Origin of the sequence: Streptomyces caniferus, assembly GCF_009811555.1 — a bacterium.
GTDB classification, from domain to species: domain Bacteria; phylum Actinomycetota; class Actinomycetes; order Streptomycetales; family Streptomycetaceae; genus Streptomyces; species Streptomyces caniferus.
The window spans coordinates 360,198-377,064 of record NZ_BLIN01000005.1 but is presented as its reverse complement, the minus strand read 5'-3'; the positions used below and the strand labels follow the sequence as shown (position 1 = coordinate 377,064).

Sequence of the window (16,867 nt, the reverse complement as noted above, 5' to 3'; positions counted from 1 at the left end):
ATCGTCACATCAGACGGGCCAGGCCGTGGTTGAGCTCGACGATGTTGACGCTTTCCTGACCCAGGAACCCCAGGACACGCCCCTGGAGGCGGTCGGTGACCAGTTCGGGTCGAGCAGCCGGCCCGAGACCCGTGGCGCTGTCGGCCACCGGTCGGCCCGGTCGGCCGGGTCGGCCGGGCGGGAGCGGGAACGCTGGGATCATCGCTGATTTGGGGGGGGCGGCACATCACCTACGACGAGCGAGCGCGCGGCAAGTCGAACCGTTCCGCGGACTATTCCTTCGAGGCGGCCGTCCGGGATGTCGATGCCGTTCTTGCGGCCGGGGGAGTGGACCGGGCGCTGCTGGTGCGCTGGTCCTACGGGGCGGTCGTCGGGGCGCACTGGGCCGGCCGGAAGCGTGCCGGTGCGGTACGTCCAGCCTCGATGCGGTGACCGCCCGCCCCCCCGAACATCCAGATCGGCGCGAAGGTCGCCGGCAGCCACGGTGCGATCCTCAAAAAGGAGTTCCGGGGCCATCGCCGGGGCCGTACGCGAGGTCGCCGCCCTCGACCGCGGGAGGCGCTGAAGACGCGACCAGCGGACTGAGTTGCGGTGCTTGAGTGGGGAGAGCCGGGCGATGTCCTCATCGCGGATCTCGTGGTCCTCGGTGCGGAACGGGTCGAGGCGGCGTCGATGCAGGGCGTCGCCCGGAGCACGACGGCGTTGAGGACCAAGCCGAGCACGCCGACCTGGTCCTTGGTTCGCTCGTGCGAGATCAGCCGGGGCACGCGTCGTTCGGCCCCGGCCAGCACGCGACCTCTACCCCACTTCGCGAATAATGCTGCGCTGAGGAAACCTCATTGCGATTCTCTGCGTGAGCGAAGGTAGCGCCATCCAAAGTAGAGCGCCCCCAGTGCTCCCCCGACTGCACCGGCCCCGCACATTACCGTGGCCCATAGGGCCATGTCTTGTGTGATCCACAGCAAGCTCACTACGACTAGCGCTATGGAGAGCAAGGTTCGCTCTCCATAGCCCAGGTCGCGGCGACCGGTCAATCGCGGATGTTGGTGCACGAGTACGTTACGCCCTTCATTTTGATGTCCCGGTATCCGATCATCATGTCAAGGGAGGTGAAATCGGTACCGCCGCCGCCACCGCCGCCCCCCTTCTTCCGGCAGTAATAGCCGAGCGCGTCGAGCTTTCCGAGATCGCTCTTCGCTTGGTAATTCCTGTACGACTTCATCATGGCCGCTCGCTTTTGCGCGGGCGTGGCGTTCTTCGCCTTCGTGTATGCGTAGCACCCGACGCTAGCGCCAATACCTACCCAGGACGCCCCCTTGGCCAGAGCCTTGGAAAGGCCTGCCGCTCCGCTGCCAATCCCCAGAACTGCGCAGATCTCATCAGCTCCGGCCGCGTGTATCTGCATTTCTGTCGCGGCCGCCGTGGCCGCCGCGACCGTCGTGCCCCCGTGGTCTTCTGCTGAAGATGCAATTGCCGTTTGTGCGCTGAGGCCGCACAGTGCGCCGGTCATGGCTAAGGAGATCGCGGTCGAGATTCCCTTGCTTCGCATGCTCATGAAGCCAGTCCCCCATTAAACGCTAATACATCTTGATCATTGCGGGAGGGACGCTACCGGCAAGGATATTTGTGCGCAATGAAAAACTTTGCTCCGAGCGGTTCCTTGACGGGGTCGGTCCAGTGGAATCGAAGGAATCTCTCGTAAGTCCGCATACCGGACATTCCTGTCGCGGGTGGACGAAGGAGTAGCGAGTGCTGGAGGCGGCCGCACAAGGGGGCGAGGCACATAAATTCCCATTAGGGCCAGCCGGGCCGATGGCTGTCAGTGCTCGCGCAACCCGGGGGCCTCATGCTGGACGTTCAGCGATGCCGACGACGGCGTCTTGATCGCGGCTTCGGCCGCGTTCGGCGGCGCGTTCCTTTCGGGCCGGCCGGTATTGCCGTCAGGAGATCGTCAAGAGCCCGGTATTCGGTGACAGGGATGCGATAAGGAGGCTCGGCCGGTCAGGTTTGCCACCTGAAGCTGAGCGTTCCGACCACATCCTGATTTCCGGAGGCACCAGCGCCATGTCGACGCTTTCCCGTGGTGAGGACGAAGCCAGGGCCACAGCTACAGCCGATGAGGAGCCGCCTGATACCGGCGTACGGTCCGGGGGCGCCGAGCAGGGTGGACGGCACAAGCTCACCGCCGTCCAGGGCCTGGCAGCCCTGTCGCTGGACGCGATGGCGTCCGTGGCGTACGGCCCGGAGGCCGTCGTCCTGGTGCTGGCCGCAGCGGGCGCACACGGGCTCGGGTTCACACTGCCGGTCACGCTCGCCATCGCCGGGCTGCTGGCGGTGCTGGTCGCCTCGTACCGACAGGTCATCGCCGCCTTCCCGAACGGAGGCGGGGCGTACGCGGTGGCAAAAGCACATCTGGGCCGGCGCCCCGCCCTGGTGGCCGCGGCCTCCCTGATCCTCGACTACGTCCTCAACGTGGCCGTCTCCGTGACCGCCGGGGTCGCCGCGCTGACCTCGGCCTTCCCGGCGCTCTACGGAGACCGGGTGTGGATCTGCCTGGCGGTGCTCGCGCTGGTCACCGCGGTCAACCTGCGCGGCATCGTGGAGTCGGCACGCCTCTTCATCGTGCCGACGGTGGTCTTCGTGGGCAGCATCCTCGCGATCATCGCCGTCGGCCTGTTCCGCTCCGCGCCGGTCAGCGCCGCCGCAGCCGATGGACACGCCTCCACGCTCGGCCACGGCGCGACAACGGTCGGCGCGCTGCTCCTGCTGAAGGCCTTCGCCTCCGGCTGCTCAGCGCTGACCGGTGTCGAGGCGGTGGCCAACGCCGTACCGTCCTTCCGCGCCCCGGCAGCCCGCCGCGCCCAACGCACCGAGGTGACACTCGGCGCGCTGCTGGGCGTCATGCTGATCGGCCTGTCGGTACTGATCGGCCGCTTCCACCTCCAGCCGGTCGAGGGCGTGACGGTCCTCGCCCAGCTCGCGGACGCCTCCCTCGGCCACAACTGGGCTTTCTACGTGGTCCAGTTCGCCACCATGGTGCTGCTCGCCCTGGCCGCCAACACATCCTTCGGTGGGCTGCCCGTCCTCATGGGCCTGCTCGCCCGGGACAACAACCTGCCACACGTCTTCGCCCTGAAAGCCGACCGCCAGGTCCACCGCCATGGTGTGCTCGCCCTCGCCGGCGCGTCCGCCGTCCTGCTGGTCACCTCCGGCGGCGACACCAACACCCTCGTACCGCTCTTCGCCATCGGCGTCTTCGTCGGCTTCACCCTCTGCCAGACCGGCATGGTCCGCCACTGGCGCACCGAACGCACCCCCGGCTGGCGAGGCAAAGCCGCACTCAACGGTTTCGGTGCCCTGCTCACCGGCGTGGCTGCTCTTGTGGTCACCGCCACCAAGTTCAGCGACGGCGCATGGCTCATCGTCATCGCCCTGCCGCTGCTCGTCCTCGCCTTCGAGCGCGTCCACCACGCCTACGGCCAGATCGGCCGGTCCCTGGAACTCGGGCGTATCCCCGACGCGCCGCACCAGGACCACTCACTCGTCATCGTCCCTGTCTCCGGCCTCTCCCGGCTCACCCGCGAGGCCCTGGGCGCGGCCGCGTCCCTCGGCGACGAAGTCCACGCCGTCACCGTGGTCCACACCGACCCCGAGGACCGCCGGGCCGCGGAGGCACTGCGCCGCGACTGGGAACTGTGGAACCCGGGCACGGACCTCATCGCCGTGGAATCCGCCGCCCGATCCCTGGGACGCCCGTTCGCCGCGTATGTACGCGAACTCACCAGCCGGCACCCGGACTCCCGCATCACGGTCCTCATTCCCGAAGCCGAACCCGCCCACTTGTGGCAACGCCTCTTGCAGAACCAGCGTGGCGGCGTCGTCGCCCACGCGCTGCGCCGCGACACCGACGCCGTCATCTGCCGCCTGCGGTTCCGGCTGACGGCGAACTGACGGCTTCGCCTTTACGCGTACCACTTGCCGCAACAGCTGCCAGCAGGGAAGCAATGTGGCGCGGTGGTCGCGATGCTCGGTACCAGGGCGGCGACCGCCCCGGCGGTGGCACGCCACATCCCGCGCCGACGGTTAACCTTCCCGGTGCTCCCGCAGCAGCGCGAGCCGTCGTTTGTATTCGGCATCGTCGATTTCCCCGCGGGCGAACCGCTCGGCGAGCACGTCCTCGGCTTGTCTGTTCCCCGCCCCCGGCTCGCCCGAGGAGAGGGGCCGGCCGGTCTGGTGGCCGTGGCGGGCGCTGGTGAGGTAACGGACGAGCGCGACGATCCCGGCGATCACCAACGCCCAGAAGAACACCATGATCACGGCCATGACGAACCAGCCGCCGCCGAACCACATCATGACGATCACCCTCCGGGCACGTACATTCCCACTTCCAGCGTGCGCCTCCAGGGACCTTCGTGCAGCCGCCATGCGGCGGCTGGGGCAGTCCGCGGCAGTACGGAGAGTGCGGCCGTGTGTACCAGTGCGACCACCGGGCAGGGCGCTCCGCTCCATCTCGTCCGGCTTCTTCGAGAGTCCTCGATGTGCGGATCGCCCCTGGCCGTTCGTTCCTGCTCCACTGCCCCGCCCCAGGACCCCTGCGTGGTCGTCCGATGTGAGCTTCCCGTGGCATCCCGCAGCTGACCAGCGGTGTCCGGGAGGGTCGCATGCGGACCACCCCAGCTGGGAGGGACGGCTGTGCGCTTTCAGCGCTGTGAGGTATAGGGCCCGAGGACGTTTGCTTTGAGCCATCGCACGTGCGGTGGGCCGGCAGACAGCTGGGTTCTCAGCCGACCGTTCCACCCACCACCTGAAGGTCGCCTCGTCCCGGGAATCCCCGTGTTTGCCACGACCGGCCGTCCCGCATCATGGCAAAGCCCTCGAAGCCGTAGAGGTGGTCCAGCCAGCTTCGTGCCCTCCCGCCCATGGCGAAGGCCGCTGTCGCGTAGGCGTCGGTCAGGGTCAAACTGCGACCGACCACCGTAAGGGAGGCGGGCCCGTCGGCTGGCGCGCCGCGGTGGGGGCTGAGGATGTGGGCGCCGCGTTCGGCGGTGCCGGAGGTGGCGATGGCCAGGTCGTGGCCGGTGACGATGGTGCACAGCTCGCCGGGGCGCAGGGGATGGGCGATACCGACGCGCCAGGGGACACCGGGGACGGACTCTCCGCTGAGCTGGATGTCACCGCCGCCGTTCACACACGTGTTGTGTGCTCCGGCCTCCTGCAGGATCTGCCAGGCGCGTTCCACGGCCCACCCCTTGACCAGGCCGGAGGGGTCGAGTCTGCCGTCCGGCGTGTGGCTGAACCAGCCGTTGGTCGCGCGGCGGATCTGCACACAGAGGGCGAGCACCTCATGTACCTCGGGCGGGCAGTCGTCGAGTCCGATGGCGCCGCGCGCAAGCCGGCTGATGGCGCTGTCGGATCGGTAGGTGGAGAAGACCTCGTCGACGCGGTGGAGCCAGGCGACGGCGGCATCCAGGGCGGATTCGATGGCGGCAGTGGGTGCGTCGCGGATGTCGAAGGAGAACACGGTGCCCATCGCATGCTCGACATGACGAACGCCGCGCTGGGGATCAGGCACCGGCCTTGTCCAATGCGCTCTGGAGGGAGCGGGCGTAGCCCGCGCTGGTGTAGCTGGCCCCGGACACCGCATCGATGCGCGCGCTGTGGGCGTGCAGGGCCTCTTGCGTCAGGCGCGGTAGGGCGAAGCCGGCGATCTCGCGGTCACGGCCGTTCTCGGAAGGCGCCTGGAGCACCTTGACGGCCGTCAGCTGTCCGGCTTTGACGGTGATGGCGACCTGGACGGTGCCGTACCGGGTGGTGATCGGCGCACCGGTGTACGTGCCGTTGGCGTGACTGGTGTTGCGATGTGCAGCGCCTGTTGTTGCTGGTGTCGAGGCGGCGGCATCTGTCGGCGGTTCCCCGCCGGCTGGGCCGGTGTCGTGATGGGGCTTGAGGGTGAGCAGCAGGACGACCAGGGCGCTGGTCGACGCGGCGGTGAGTACGGCTCGGCGCACGCGGGGCTCCTCAGAACTCGAATGACTCGTGGTGGATGTGACGGCGCGGTATCCCGGCGCTCCGCAGGGCCCGCCGGGCGGCTTCGGTCATGCCGGGCGGGCCGCACAGGTACACCTCGTGCGCGGCCAGGTCGGGTATCAGGCGGAGCAAGGCGCGGGCCGTCAACGGGGAGGATCCGCCGGCCGGTTCGGTGACGACGTAGTGCACGCGCGCCCCGCGGGCCGCGGCGATGGCGTCGAGTTCGGAGCGGAGCGCGAGGCCCTCGGGCCGCCGTGCCCGGTAGAGGAGCGTGACCTCGCCGGGGAGGGTCTCGAACAGGGCACGCAGGGGGGTGATGCCGACGCCTCCCGCGAGCAGCAGCACCTTGTCCGCTCTGCGCCGCCCGGCGGTGAAGGAACCGTAGGGCCCTTCGGCCCATACCCGGGTCCCGGGTCGCAGGAGTGCCAGGGCCGCGCTGTGTTTGCCGGCTTCCTTCACCGTGATGCGCAGGTGGCCAGGGAGCGGAGGCGCGGAGAGCGAGTACGGGTTGGCGGTCCACCACAGCCCCGGTGTCACAAAACGCCAGCGGAAGAACTGGCCGGACTCGGCGCCCAGTTCGGTCAGATGCCGGCCGGTGAGATGGACCGAGACCACCCCTGGTGCCTCCCGGCGGACCTCGGCGACGCGGAGGCGATGGCGCAGCGCCCGGCGTACGGGGAGCAGGAAGCGGTACCAGGCGATGAGTGCCGCCACGGCGAGGTAGAGGGCGTACCAGGCGAGCTGGGCAGGCCGGTTGCCGACGAAGTCGGCGCCGTTGGAGAGCTGGTGACCGAAGGCGAGGAAGAGCGCCAGATAAGTGGCGAAGTGCAGGTAGTGCCAGGTTTCGTAACTCATCCTGCGCCGGGCGGCCCGTGCCGAGACGACGGCGGTGGCCATGAGGAGCAGGAAGGCCGCGGTGGCCTTGAGCATGTCGGGATAGTCAAGGACGAGCGTGGCGGTCTGGTGCACCACGCCGCTGTGTGAGGCGAGCGCGTACCCCCAGATGACCAGCAGGGTGTGGGCAAGGACGAGGGAGAGGGTGTAGCGGCCGCCCATGGCGTGCCAGCGGGCCAGCCGGTCCGTGCCCACGCGGTGGTCCAGCAGCGGAACCCGGGCCATCAGCGCCACCAGCACCGCGCAGCCGTATCCGGCGAGCAGCCCGGTGATCCGGCCGGCGCCGGTCAGCCAGTCCGCCGGGCTCACCACGGACGCGGTGCCGGCCCACCACAGGCCGAGTACGCCGGCGGCACCCGCCCAGACGGCGGCCTGTGCCGCGAAGGGCACGAAGGAGGCCGGCCGGCGGGGGCGCAGGCTCCGGGCTGCCCCGCGGCGGGGGTGCGAGAGGGCGGTCATGTGGCTCCCTTTCCGTGGTGGGTGCCACCGTGGCAGCGCAACCTCTGAAGACGCTCTGAGCGCCCCGCCCGGAGACGGGCCCGCCGAATTCAGAGGAAACTCAGAGCGGAGCAGTGCCTCCGCACCCCCCGGCACGGGGGATCCTGGAGTGACCATGGACAACCACCACACCAGCGGCCACCTGCGTGGCGACGCAGCGGTCCGCGTCCTTGTGATCGACGACGAACCGGACCTCACCGAAGTGCTGGCCGGCGCGCTGTCCGGCGAGGGCTGGGCGGTGCGCACCGCGGCCGACGGTGCCACCGCGCTCGCGGTGGCGCGGACCTTCCGCCCGCACGCCGTCGTGCTGGACTGGATGCTCCCCGATATCGACGGCCTGCGGGTGCTGCATCTGCTGCGTCACGAACTGGAAACCGTCTGTGTGCTCTTCCTGACCGCACGTGACTCCGTCGAGGACCGCATCACGGGGATCACGGCGGGCGGTGACGACTACGTGACCAAGCCGTTCAGCCTCGAAGAGGTGCTGGCGCGGCTGCGTGGTCTGCTGCGCCGAGCCGGCATGGCGCGCGAGCCGGAGGGCAACCGGCTCGTCGTCGGCGACCTGGTGATGGACGAGGAGGCGAGGGAGGTCGTCCGGGGCGGCGATCTGGTGGAACTGTCCCGCACCGAATTCGAGCTGCTGCGCTTCCTCATGCGTAACCCGCGACGGGTGCTGTCCAAGACACAGATCCTGGACCGGGTCTGGTCCTACGACTTCGGCGGCCGGTCACACGTCGTCGAGCTGTACATCAGTTATCTGCGCAAGAAGATCGACGCCGGCCGGGCGCCGATGATCCACACGGTGCGGGGCGTCGGCTACGTCCTGAAACCGGAGGCGGCATGAGACGGCTGCTTCCGCGGACCCTGCGCAGCCAGCTCACCGCGGGCCTGGTCGCGCTCCTCGCGCTGGCCTGCCTGGCAGTTGGGGTGAGCACGGTCTTCGCGCTCGAAGGCTTTCTCGTGCGTCGGCTGGACCAGCAGCTGTCCGCGACGGCCGGCCGGTTCGCAGCGAGCCTGGAACACGAGGCGCAGCCGGACGCCGACAACCGGCCCGACACCCGCGGCCAGTCGGAGGGCACCTTCGGCGCACGGCTGCTGCGTGGCACCACGACGCAGGCGGCCGTGGTGCGTGCGGCGACAGACACAAAGGTGCCGCTCACCGCCGAGGACCGCCGGGTGCTGGCCGCACTTCCCCCGGACGGCACGGGGCGCGGCATCCGGCTGTCCGCGCTGGGGCGCTACCGCGTCAACGCCGTGTCCGGGGACGACGGCGACGTCCTTGTCACGGGGCTGCCGCTGCATCCGGTCGAGGAGACCGTGCACCGCCTGGAGGCAGTGGAGGCGGCCGTCTTCGGAGGGGCGCTGCTGGTCACCGGGGTCGTGGGGGCGATGTGGGTAAGGCTGTCCCTGCGCCCGCTGCGACGGGTGACCGCCACGGCCACACGGGTCGCCGAGCTCCCACTGGCCGGCGGCGAGGTGGCCATGCCCGCGCCGGTTCCGGTGGCGGACCCGCACACCGAGGTCGGGCAGGTGGGCACCGCCCTGAACCGCATGCTCGGCCACGTAGGCAATGCCCTGGAACGCCGCCAGTCCAGCGAGGAACGACTGCGCCATTTCGCCGCGGACGCCAGCCATGAGCTGCGTACCCCAGTGGCCAACGTCCGCGGTCACGCCGAACTCGCCCTCCGGCACCAAGGGCCCGTCCCCGATGACGTCCGTCGCGCCCTGGACCGCATCCAGTCAGAGTCGGAGAGGATGAGCCGCCTGGTCAATGACCTGCTCCTGCTCGCCCGCCTCGACGCGGGCCGCGCTCTGGAACGCACCCCGGTGGACCTGACCCGCCTGGTGCTCGACGCCACGGACGATGCGCGAGCGGCCGGTCCGGATCATCGATGGCTGCTGGATCTCCCGGAGGACGCGGTGACCATCACCGGCGACGAACACCGGCTGCACCAGGTGATCGGAAATCTGCTTGCCAACGCCCGCACTCACACGCCCGCAGGGACCACGGTCACGGTGCAGCTGGCGGCCGATGCCTGTGGCACGCGGCTGACCGTCGCGGACAACGGCCCGGGAATTCCGGATGATCTCCATTCAGAGATCTTCGGCCGCTTCGTCCGGGCCGACCACAGCCGATCACGCGCCGCGGGCGGTACCGGTCTGGGCCTCGCCATCGTGCATGCCGTGGTCGCTGCGCACGGCGGCTCGGTCACCATGACGAGCCGGCCCGGACGCACGGCGTTCACGGCGACGTTCCCCCCGGCCTCTTCCGAGTGCGCAGGGCAGTGAAGGCCGACCGGGCAGCGGCGGAAGGGACCGTACGGCCCCTGTCCGGCTCGGTCCTCGCCATCGATCCTGGAGGTGTCACCACGGCCGCTCGACGGCCGCAGCATCGAGGAGGCATGACGTCATGCTGAACGCCCCGCACATCGTCAGCGACGTGATGACCAAGACCGTGGCCGCGGTCGGCCGTGAGGCGCGATTCAAAGAGATCGTCGAGACCATGGAACGGTGGAAGGTCAGTGCCCTTCCGGTGCTGGCGGGGGAGGGCCGGGTGGTCGGCGTGGTCTCCGAGGCGGATCTGCTGCCCAAGGAAGAGTTCCGGGAGCCGGACCCCGACCGGCTGGAGCAGCTGCGGCGGGTCGATGACGTCCGCAGAGCGGAAGCCGTGACGGCGGGGGAGCTGATGAGCAGTCCCGCGCACACCGTGCGTGCCAATGCCACGCTTTCCCAGGCCGCTCGGACGATGGCACTCGAGACGGTCAAGCGTCTTCCGGTAGTGGACGGGCACGGGGTACTTCAGGGCATCGTCAGCCGCGCAGACCTGTTGAAGGTCTTTCTGCGATCGGACGATGACCTGGCGCAGGAGATCCGCAGGGACATCCTCGGCGCGCTGTTCGCTGCGCCCACCCGGGATCTGCAGGTCACTGTCACAGATGGCGTGGTCACGTTGCGTGGACGTGTTCGGGACAGATCATTCATCCCGGTAGCTGCGCGTCTGGTGCGATCCGTCGAGGGTGTGGTGGACGTGGATTTCGATGTGACCGGCCCGGACGCCGCACGGACGGGGCCCATGGCGACGGACCGGCCGGACGCAGAGCGGTGACGCCGACGGGCGTCCGCGGGTCAATCGTGCACACGGTGTGGCGCTGTTGGGGCGCAGAAGGGCAGCGGGCACACCGCACGCGGCGGGCCCGGCCGAGACATCGGAGACCAGATGCCGGTCGCCCCGAAGCGTCGGGCCCGGCAGGCCTCTTCGGGGGTGTCGGTATTCGCCCGTACCTCCAGGCGTCGCGTGGTCGGCCCGTTCCAGGGCGTGGGGGACGTGCGCTCAGGGCAGTGGGCGCCCCTCGCCGTACTCGATATTGCGCGTGACGTCGGCCCCTACCGTGGGCAGCGCGCCCCTGCGCACGGTGCCTGTGGAGCCCGGAGATTACTGTGCTTCTGCTACCCGGATGCCGTCCGCGGCCATGAAGGCGCGATCTGCGGGGCGCGTCATGGGGTAGCCGCCGGGGGAGCGGAACAGTCGGGATGGGCCGCAGGGCATCGCCGGGGACCGTCCGGCCCAACGGACGGCGCGGCCCCAGTGCGCGGTGGACGGCGGCTTGCGTCGGACGAATGTTGACGATCAGCCGCCGAGGGGGCCGGACGGCCCCTGCCCGGCACGGACGGACCCGCGCAAGCTGAAGGTGTCGCAGCGGCCGCGCGACGGCAGTCCGTCCCGAGGAGGCGTCATGGAGCACACCCCGTGCACGGTCAGCGATGTGATGACGCAGACGGTGGTGGCTGTCGGCCAGGAGGCGCGATTCAAGGAGATCGTCGAGACGATGGAGCAGTGGAAGGTCAGCGCGCTTCCCGTGCTGGCGGGTGAGGGGCGGGTGATCGGTGTGGTCTCCGAGGCAGATCTGCTGCTCAAGGAGGAGTTCCGGGAATCGGTCCCCGACCGTATGGAACAGCTGCGACGGTCGGATCAGGTGCGCAAGGCCGGTGCCCTGACGGCGGGTGAGCTGATGACTCAGCCCGCCCTGACCGTGCATGCCGGCGACACCGTCGCCCAAGCGGCGCGGACCATGGCGTACAAGTCCGTGAAGCGGCTCCCCGTGGTCGACGCAGAGGGCAAGCTGCAGGGCATCGTGAGTCGCTCGGACCTGCTGAAAGTCTTTCTCCGGCGCGACGAGGACCTGGCGGCGGAGGTACGGGCGGAGGTCGTGGACCGCCTGTTCGCAGATTCCGCGGAGACGTTGTCGGTCCGTGTCACCGATGGGGTGGTCGCTCTCAGCGGCCGGATCCGCAACATGTCGCTCGTGCCCGTGGCGGCACGACTGGTGCGCGCCGTCGAGGGCGTCGTGGATGTGACGTTCGACCTCGAAGGACCGGAGCATGAGCCGACAGGGACGTCTGTTGCGGACCGCATTCTCGAGAGGCCGTGAGGAAGGGGGCAGCCCCATGGCGGATACCGTCTCCGGTGCGAGTGAGGTCTGCGCGCTGCTGGCCGATGGCACCACGGTTCGGCTTCGCCCGGCCTGCCCAAAGGACCGTGCCCAGGTGCTCCGCCTCTACGACGACATGTCAGCGGACAGTCTGCGCAGCCGGTTCGTGCTCAGGAGGCAGCGGCCAATGCGCGCGGCCTCGCCACCGAGGCACTGAAGTGGGCGGACAAGGCGAAGAATTCAGCTGCGCAGGCCGCCACCTCCGCCCAACAGGCCGACGCGAAGGCAGACGCGGCCGAGCAGTCCGCCAAGGACGCACAAGCCTCGGCCAACAAGGCCAAGCAGGCAGCCTCCACCGCCCGCACGGCCGCCCGTTCGGCGAACTACTCCGCCAACCGCGCCGTGGACGCCGCCGGCCGCGCGGTGGCCTCCGCCAACTCGGCCCAGTCATCTGCCGCCTCTGCCCGCGCCTCCGCCCTCCAGGCCGGCAAGGACGCCAAGACGGCAGCCGCAGCCGCAACCCAGGCCCACCAGATCGCCACAGCCAAACGCCAGGCCGAAATCGCCGCCGCGTCAAAGCACGCAGCCGAGGAGGCGCGGAAGGCCAAGAAGGCCGGAAAGAACCCCGCGGATACCCCCGAGAACGACAAGGTCAAAGATGACCTCCCATGGTGGAAGGCGGGTGCGAAGTGGCTGGCAAACGTCACCAACACCGCCAGCATCGCCGCTGGCTTCGGATCCGCCGGGTTCGCTCTCCTCGGCCTGGGGGTAGGCGCGTTCTTTCCGCCCGCTGGCGCGGCACTTGAGCTGTTTGCGGGCAACCTCGGGTATGCGTCCCTCGCGTTCACTGGACTCAACGTCTTGTTCACCGGAATCGGCTATGGACTGACGGGCGTCGAGTTCAAGTCATCCCTTGTGAGCGCTGCCCTGAGTGTGATCACCTTCGGCCAGTCCAAGTGGATCGGCGCACTCGGCGGATCCCAGGTTGCCACAAAGATCACGCAGATCGGGCACGACCTTGTGTCCCCTATCACCGGCTTGCTGGGATCCCTCGGATTCTGACCAGAAGTACTGTGGAAATCACGCACGATGGCCTGCGGTGCACCTGCCGTAGGCCCTCGTGCGCTGCGGAAAGGACCTGGCATGCTCGCTCGGCTCCCCCTCCTCTACCTGCTGCTCATGGCAGCTGTCGCCACTCTCATATTCTGCTTCTACATGGACAGATGGCTGAATGCGCGTAAGGTGACAGCGATGTCTTTCGTCATCTCTGTCGGGTGCTGTCTTGGCATGATCGTAGTAGGCGGACTTCAGTACCAGCACTGGAGCCATAAACAGATGCTGATCCTTTACTCCTTCACGTGGGTCGGGCTCACAATCGGTCTGATTCCCTCCAGGAGGCCCGTTTTCGAGTATTGCGATGAATGGCGACGAGGCGTCAGGCGGGATAAATGCGAGTATTCGAAGTGGTGCGCAATCGCGCCAGTTGTTTCCGTCACCCTTATGGGATTCTTGGGGTTCATTCTTGCGACATGATTGCATGTGATGCGGTCGGCATCGCGGGATGGGGAATGCAAAGGGTGTGGAGCCCCCTGGGGGATCCGTCGCCTCGTCATCATGGCCCTGCTCGCCGACTGGTTCCCCTGACCGACGCTCGCGCCGTGGACCTGGGGTGCGGCCCCAGGACCGTCACCCTGCCGCTGGCCGGCATTGTCGGCGAAGCCCTACGTCGTCGCCCCCGCCGAGAACAGAGCACGGGTTCAGGAGCTACGCCGTCGATATCGCGAGGCTCGGCCGTTTGCCCCGGGGCGAGCGGGTAGGCGTGGAGCAGCAGGACATGGCTGCGGCAGCAGCGCGCGAACAGGCAATGATGGAACGTCAGAAGAACCCAAGCCCGTCGGATGGGGCAGCGAGGTCGCTCTCGAGGACGCGCGGCGTTTGTCGAAGTTGTTCCTTGAGCGTCTGGCCTCGCTCGAGGAGGGCACCGCGGAGTTTCCGTACGTCCGCAACACTCTCGTGGAGATGAATCTGACGCTGGTGCCACTGTGCCGCACGCCGCTACCGCTCCAGCGGACGTGAGATGCAAGACATATCTGGCCCGCAGACTGATGCGGCAGATCGTGGCGAGCTGTCCGACCACTCACGCTCGCGACGCCGGCCATGGGTATCGGCACCATGGAATTCGTGACGATGGGCCTGCTGCCCCACGTCGCGGACAGTCTGGGCGCAACCGCCCCCTCGTTCCCTCACCCGGCCTGGCCGGGTGGCATACGCGCTAGTCGGCTGCCAGCCGGGGTCTGGGACGTCGGCGGGGTCTCATGGCGCCGGTGCTGCGTCGATCAGATCGAGGACCTCCGCGGTGGGGCGTACGTCGCCGAAGGAGCGGTAGATCGTGGCGAGCGTGGCGTTGTGGTCCTGGTCGCGGCCGGTGGCGTTGGCGTCGGCGACCATCACCACCCGGTAGCCGAGGGTGCATGCGTCGCGGGCCGAGGATTCGCAGCACACCTGCGTGACCGTGCCCGTGATCAGGACGGTGTCGATGCCGCGTTCCTGGAGGAGGTCCGGGAGCGGGCAGCGGCCGGGGAAGAAGGCGCTCGGCGCGCTCTTCTCCACGAAGATGTCGTCCGGGGCGGTGGTGAGGCCCGGCCACAGCCGGCCGGGGAGCGGTCCGGTGCCTCCGGAGTTGCGGAACATCTCGGCGGCCTCGGGGCCGTGGAACTCGTCGCCCACCGGGGTGCGTTCGGTGCGCGCCGGCAGGACCCAGGCGACGGTCCCGCCGGCCGCCCGCAGCCGGTCGGCGAGTTGCTGGATGTTCGGGACGATGCCTCGGGCGTAGGGGTTGGCGTCGACGAAGAACGGCACCATGTCGATGACGACCAGGGCGGTGCGGGCGGGCGTGAGGCGCGGGTAGGCGAAGCGGCGGCCGCGCCGCTCCTGCTGGCGCCGGTACTCGCGCTCCTCGATGCGCCACGCGTGGATGCGGGTCTCGGTGTCCTGCACGGCGGGTCCTCGTCAGTCGTGGTCGGGGCTGAGCTTGCGATTTCTGCCGGAGCGGCCGATGTCGAGTTCCGCCAGGGAGCTGAGGGTGGTGCCGCTGTTCCAGAAGCCGAGCAGGTCGACGTCGATGAGGCACAGGCCGTGCCGCGCGGCGAAGTCCCGGGCCGGATGTGTGAAGACGCAGGACGCCACGAACACCGGCACGTCAGCGCCATGTTCGGCACGTGCGGTGCCGTTGAATGTCTGGATGTCGCGGCTTCCGACCGAGCGGTGCTTGGCGAACCGCTTGCATTGCACGACGATCTTCCTGCCGTCGGGCAGGTAGCCGATCACGTCAGCGCCGAGGTCGCCCGAGCCACCCACGCGCTCCACGCGGCTATCGCCGCCGACAGCGCCGTGCCCATCCTGTGCTCCCTTCCCCTGTGGCTACGCCGTCTAGCTAGGAGCTGTCCGGTCGATCATCCGGTATAACGCCTCGGTGGTATTTTGACCGGAATCGTGGGAGGGGTGGGCAAATCCTTGGACAGTGATCTGCGGCGTGCGGTCGTCGTGTCACTTGGCGAACTCGGGCGAAGCGATGACTGGCGTGACCGGGCGGATGCCGGTCACAGCCTGGCAGGGTTCGCCGAGATGCAGGAGGCCGTAGAGCCGCTGCTGGGGCTCGTGCTCGATCCCGGTGACACCTTCGTCACCAGGCGGACCGCGGAGGGCTTGCTTCGGCGAAAGGACAAGGCCGGACTGACGATAGTCGCGTCCGCACTGGCAGTCGCCAACGACAATCACGCCGATTGGATCCACGCCGCAATCGTCGATGTCTTCAGCATTCTCTCGGACGACCTGGACGAGGCGCTACGGCTCTGCGAGGAGATGTCGGGCGACGCCGACGAACGCTTTGCCCGGGGGGCCCGTCGGCTGCACGACAGCCTGGCAGAGATCGATCCCGTTCTTCGCCCCTTATAGCGGGGGTGAACGCTGGTGTGAGGGTGCGGATTGTCGTTGGAGCGTCCGCGCGGCATGCGTTCCGACTGCAGCTGCGCTTGCTCGTGGAGGGCGTCTGTTCCCGGCGTATGGGAAGGACGGCCCTCGGTGATACCCGCACGGGTGCGACGATGGCGGCCGACCGAGGGCCGAAGCTGACGTGAGAGAAACCAGACCGGCCAGCTGCGGCGACACGCCGCCGCTGGCCGGCGCTCGGGTCCCGACGCGGGACGGAGCCCCGCGCGGCAGCCGGGGTCAGTGCCGCATCGGGCGATCATCGGCTTGATGCCGCGCTTCCACAGCTGACGACGGTACTTGTCGAAGTCGTAGCCTCGGTCGGCGTACAGGCGACGGGGCCTGCGGCGGGGCCGCCCTCGCAGGCCCCGGATCGGTGGGACCGCATCCAGCAGTGGTAGGAGTTGGGTGATGTCGTGTCGGTTGCCGCTGCTGAGTGTGACGGCCAGCGGGGTGCCGTGGCGGTCGACGATCAGGTGGTGCTTGGAGCCGGGGCGGGCGCGGTCGACGGGCGAGGGGCCGACGTGATCCCCCCTTTGAGGGCCCGGACGTGCGATCCGTCCACGGCGCGGTCGTCCAGGTCCAGCAAGTCCGCGCGGCGCAGTTCGGTCAACAGTGCGGCATGCAGGCGGGGCCAGACGCCCGCCTCGGTCCAGGCCCGCAGCCGGCGCCAGGCCGTCACTCCGGAGCGACCCACCACCTCACCCCGTACGTCGCGCCAGGCCACGCCTTTCCGCAAGACGTAGATGATGCCAGCCAGCGCGACCCGGTCCGGTACCGGGAGCCGCCCGGGGTGGCGATGCCGTAGTACGGGCCGCGCTGGCAACAGCGGGGCTATCCGATGCCACAGCTCGTCGGGGACAAGGTTCGCGATCACGACGCTGAAGCTTGCCGGAGAACCCGGTTGAGCAGTCCGGGCTGGCTGGACATACTCCCTGAACCACCCTGCCGCTTTGCGGGCGTCGTCGACAGCGACCAGCCGGTCATGTTCGTTCCCTGCGTGGAGCGCAGTAGAGCCTGTCCATCCGCGA

Annotated in this window: 16 protein-coding genes and 2 pseudogenes; 8 read left to right on the top strand and 10 right to left on the bottom strand. The window is 69.0% G+C overall.

Annotated elements, in window-relative coordinates; all coding sequences use genetic code 11:
• Positions 1–4 precede the first annotated feature (4 nt).
• From Scani_RS18410 to Scani_RS18405, 3 genes and pseudogenes are all read right to left on the bottom strand, one after another.
• Positions 5–202, bottom strand: coding sequence for a hypothetical protein (locus Scani_RS18410; RefSeq protein WP_159477414.1), 198 nt, complete (start codon positions 200–202; stop codon positions 5–7).
• A gap of 383 nt (positions 203–585) precedes the next feature.
• Positions 586–737 (bottom strand): annotated as a pseudogene (locus Scani_RS42155) (Tn3 family transposase); the annotation flags it as partial.
• Between the two features lie 293 nt (positions 738–1,030).
• Positions 1,031–1,555, bottom strand: coding sequence for a hypothetical protein (locus Scani_RS18405; protein ID WP_159477411.1), 525 nt, complete (start codon positions 1,553–1,555; stop codon positions 1,031–1,033).
• 509 nt (positions 1,556–2,064) lie between these two features.
• Here Scani_RS18405 and Scani_RS18400 point away from each other — a divergent pair.
• Positions 2,065–3,951: an APC family permease gene (locus Scani_RS18400; protein ID WP_159477408.1), complete on the top strand. Its 1,887-nt coding sequence runs from the start codon at positions 2,065–2,067 to the stop codon at positions 3,949–3,951.
• Between the two features lie 132 nt (positions 3,952–4,083).
• Here the strand turns inward: Scani_RS18400 and Scani_RS18395 are convergent, their stop codons facing one another.
• From Scani_RS18395 to Scani_RS18380, 4 genes are all read right to left on the bottom strand, one after another.
• Positions 4,084–4,353: an SHOCT domain-containing protein gene (locus tag Scani_RS18395; RefSeq protein WP_174872721.1), complete on the bottom strand. Its 270-nt coding sequence runs from the start codon at positions 4,351–4,353 to the stop codon at positions 4,084–4,086.
• A gap of 427 nt (positions 4,354–4,780) precedes the next feature.
• The gene (locus tag Scani_RS18390; RefSeq protein ID WP_159482201.1) at positions 4,781–5,530 is read right to left on the bottom strand and encodes an FAD:protein FMN transferase; all 750 of its coding nucleotides are present in this window, start codon (positions 5,528–5,530) and stop codon (positions 4,781–4,783) included.
• Between the two features lie 34 nt (positions 5,531–5,564).
• On the bottom strand, positions 5,565–6,008 hold the full coding sequence (locus Scani_RS18385) for an FMN-binding protein (RefSeq protein ID WP_159477405.1): 444 nt from the start codon (positions 6,006–6,008) through the stop codon (positions 5,565–5,567).
• Between the two features lie 10 nt (positions 6,009–6,018).
• A complete protein-coding gene (locus Scani_RS18380; RefSeq protein ID WP_159477402.1) occupies positions 6,019–7,380 on the bottom strand; it encodes a ferredoxin reductase family protein in 1,362 nt (453 codons plus the stop codon).
• 154 nt (positions 7,381–7,534) lie between these two features.
• Here Scani_RS18380 and Scani_RS18375 point away from each other — a divergent pair, with 154 nt between their 5' ends.
• The 6 genes from Scani_RS18375 (at position 7,535) to Scani_RS18350 (ending at position 13,925) form a co-directional block, all read left to right on the top strand.
• Positions 7,535–8,263, top strand: coding sequence for a response regulator transcription factor (locus tag Scani_RS18375; protein WP_159477399.1), 729 nt, complete (start codon positions 7,535–7,537; stop codon positions 8,261–8,263).
• On the top strand, positions 8,260–9,708 hold the full coding sequence (locus Scani_RS18370) for a HAMP domain-containing sensor histidine kinase (protein ID WP_159477396.1): 1,449 nt from the start codon (positions 8,260–8,262) through the stop codon (positions 9,706–9,708). Before Scani_RS18375 ends, Scani_RS18370 begins: the two co-directional genes overlap by 4 nt.
• A gap of 121 nt (positions 9,709–9,829) precedes the next feature.
• Positions 9,830–10,525, top strand: a complete 696-nt coding sequence (locus tag Scani_RS18365) for a CBS domain-containing protein (RefSeq protein ID WP_159477393.1) — start codon at positions 9,830–9,832, stop codon at positions 10,523–10,525.
• A 628-nt stretch (positions 10,526–11,153) separates the two neighbouring features.
• Positions 11,154–11,849 carry a CBS domain-containing protein gene (locus Scani_RS18360; RefSeq protein WP_159477369.1) on the top strand — a complete coding sequence of 232 codons (696 nt, stop codon included), beginning with the start codon at positions 11,154–11,156 and terminating at the stop codon, positions 11,847–11,849.
• Positions 11,850–12,251: 402 nt separating this feature from the next.
• Positions 12,252–12,911 (top strand): hypothetical protein, encoded by a 660-nt coding sequence (locus tag Scani_RS18355; RefSeq protein WP_246295981.1) that lies wholly within the window; start codon positions 12,252–12,254, stop codon positions 12,909–12,911.
• Between the two features lie 873 nt (positions 12,912–13,784).
• On the top strand, positions 13,785–13,925 hold the full coding sequence (locus tag Scani_RS18350; RefSeq protein ID WP_159477343.1) for a hypothetical protein: 141 nt from the start codon (positions 13,785–13,787) through the stop codon (positions 13,923–13,925).
• A 237-nt stretch (positions 13,926–14,162) separates the two neighbouring features.
• Here Scani_RS18350 and Scani_RS18345 read toward each other — a convergent pair whose 3' ends face one another.
• Both Scani_RS18345 and Scani_RS18340 read right to left on the bottom strand, forming a co-directional pair.
• Positions 14,163–14,846 (bottom strand): cysteine hydrolase family protein, encoded by a 684-nt coding sequence (locus Scani_RS18345; protein WP_159477340.1) that lies wholly within the window; start codon positions 14,844–14,846, stop codon positions 14,163–14,165.
• 12 nt (positions 14,847–14,858) lie between these two features.
• Entirely contained in the window at positions 14,859–15,215 is a 357-nt protein-coding gene (locus Scani_RS18340; RefSeq protein ID WP_246295980.1) for a restriction endonuclease, read from the bottom strand.
• Positions 15,216–15,362: 147 nt separating this feature from the next.
• Here Scani_RS18340 and Scani_RS18335 point away from each other — a divergent pair, with 147 nt between their 5' ends.
• Complete coding sequence (locus tag Scani_RS18335) at positions 15,363–15,803, top strand: hypothetical protein (RefSeq protein ID WP_246296408.1); 441 nt, start codon at positions 15,363–15,365, stop codon at positions 15,801–15,803.
• Between the two features lie 254 nt (positions 15,804–16,057).
• Here the strand turns inward: Scani_RS18335 and Scani_RS18330 are convergent.
• Positions 16,058–16,713: pseudogene (locus tag Scani_RS18330) on the bottom strand (IS5 family transposase); the annotation flags it as partial.
• Between the last annotated feature and the right edge of the window lie 154 nt (positions 16,714–16,867).

Excerpts from the sequence above, each read along its gene's own strand:
- Scani_RS18410 (WP_159477414.1), bottom strand. The coding sequence starts at position 202 with ATGATCCCAGCGTTCCCGCTCCCGCCCGGCCGACCCGGCCGACCGGGC.
- Scani_RS18405 (WP_159477411.1), bottom strand. The coding sequence starts at position 1,555 with ATGAGCATGCGAAGCAAGGGAATCTCGACCGCGATCTCCTTAGCCATG.
- Scani_RS18400 (WP_159477408.1), top strand. The coding sequence starts at position 2,065 with ATGTCGACGCTTTCCCGTGGTGAGGACGAAGCCAGGGCCACAGCTACA.
- Scani_RS18395 (WP_174872721.1), bottom strand. The coding sequence starts at position 4,353 with ATGATGTGGTTCGGCGGCGGCTGGTTCGTCATGGCCGTGATCATGGTG.
- Scani_RS18390 (WP_159482201.1), bottom strand. The coding sequence starts at position 5,530 with ATGGGCACCGTGTTCTCCTTCGACATCCGCGACGCACCCACTGCCGCC.
- Scani_RS18380 (WP_159477402.1), bottom strand. The coding sequence starts at position 7,380 with ATGACCGCCCTCTCGCACCCCCGCCGCGGGGCAGCCCGGAGCCTGCGC.
- Scani_RS18375 (WP_159477399.1), top strand. The coding sequence starts at position 7,535 with ATGGACAACCACCACACCAGCGGCCACCTGCGTGGCGACGCAGCGGTC.
- Scani_RS18370 (WP_159477396.1), top strand. The coding sequence starts at position 8,260 with ATGAGACGGCTGCTTCCGCGGACCCTGCGCAGCCAGCTCACCGCGGGC.
- Scani_RS18365 (WP_159477393.1), top strand. The coding sequence starts at position 9,830 with ATGCTGAACGCCCCGCACATCGTCAGCGACGTGATGACCAAGACCGTG.
- Scani_RS18360 (WP_159477369.1), top strand. The coding sequence starts at position 11,154 with ATGGAGCACACCCCGTGCACGGTCAGCGATGTGATGACGCAGACGGTG.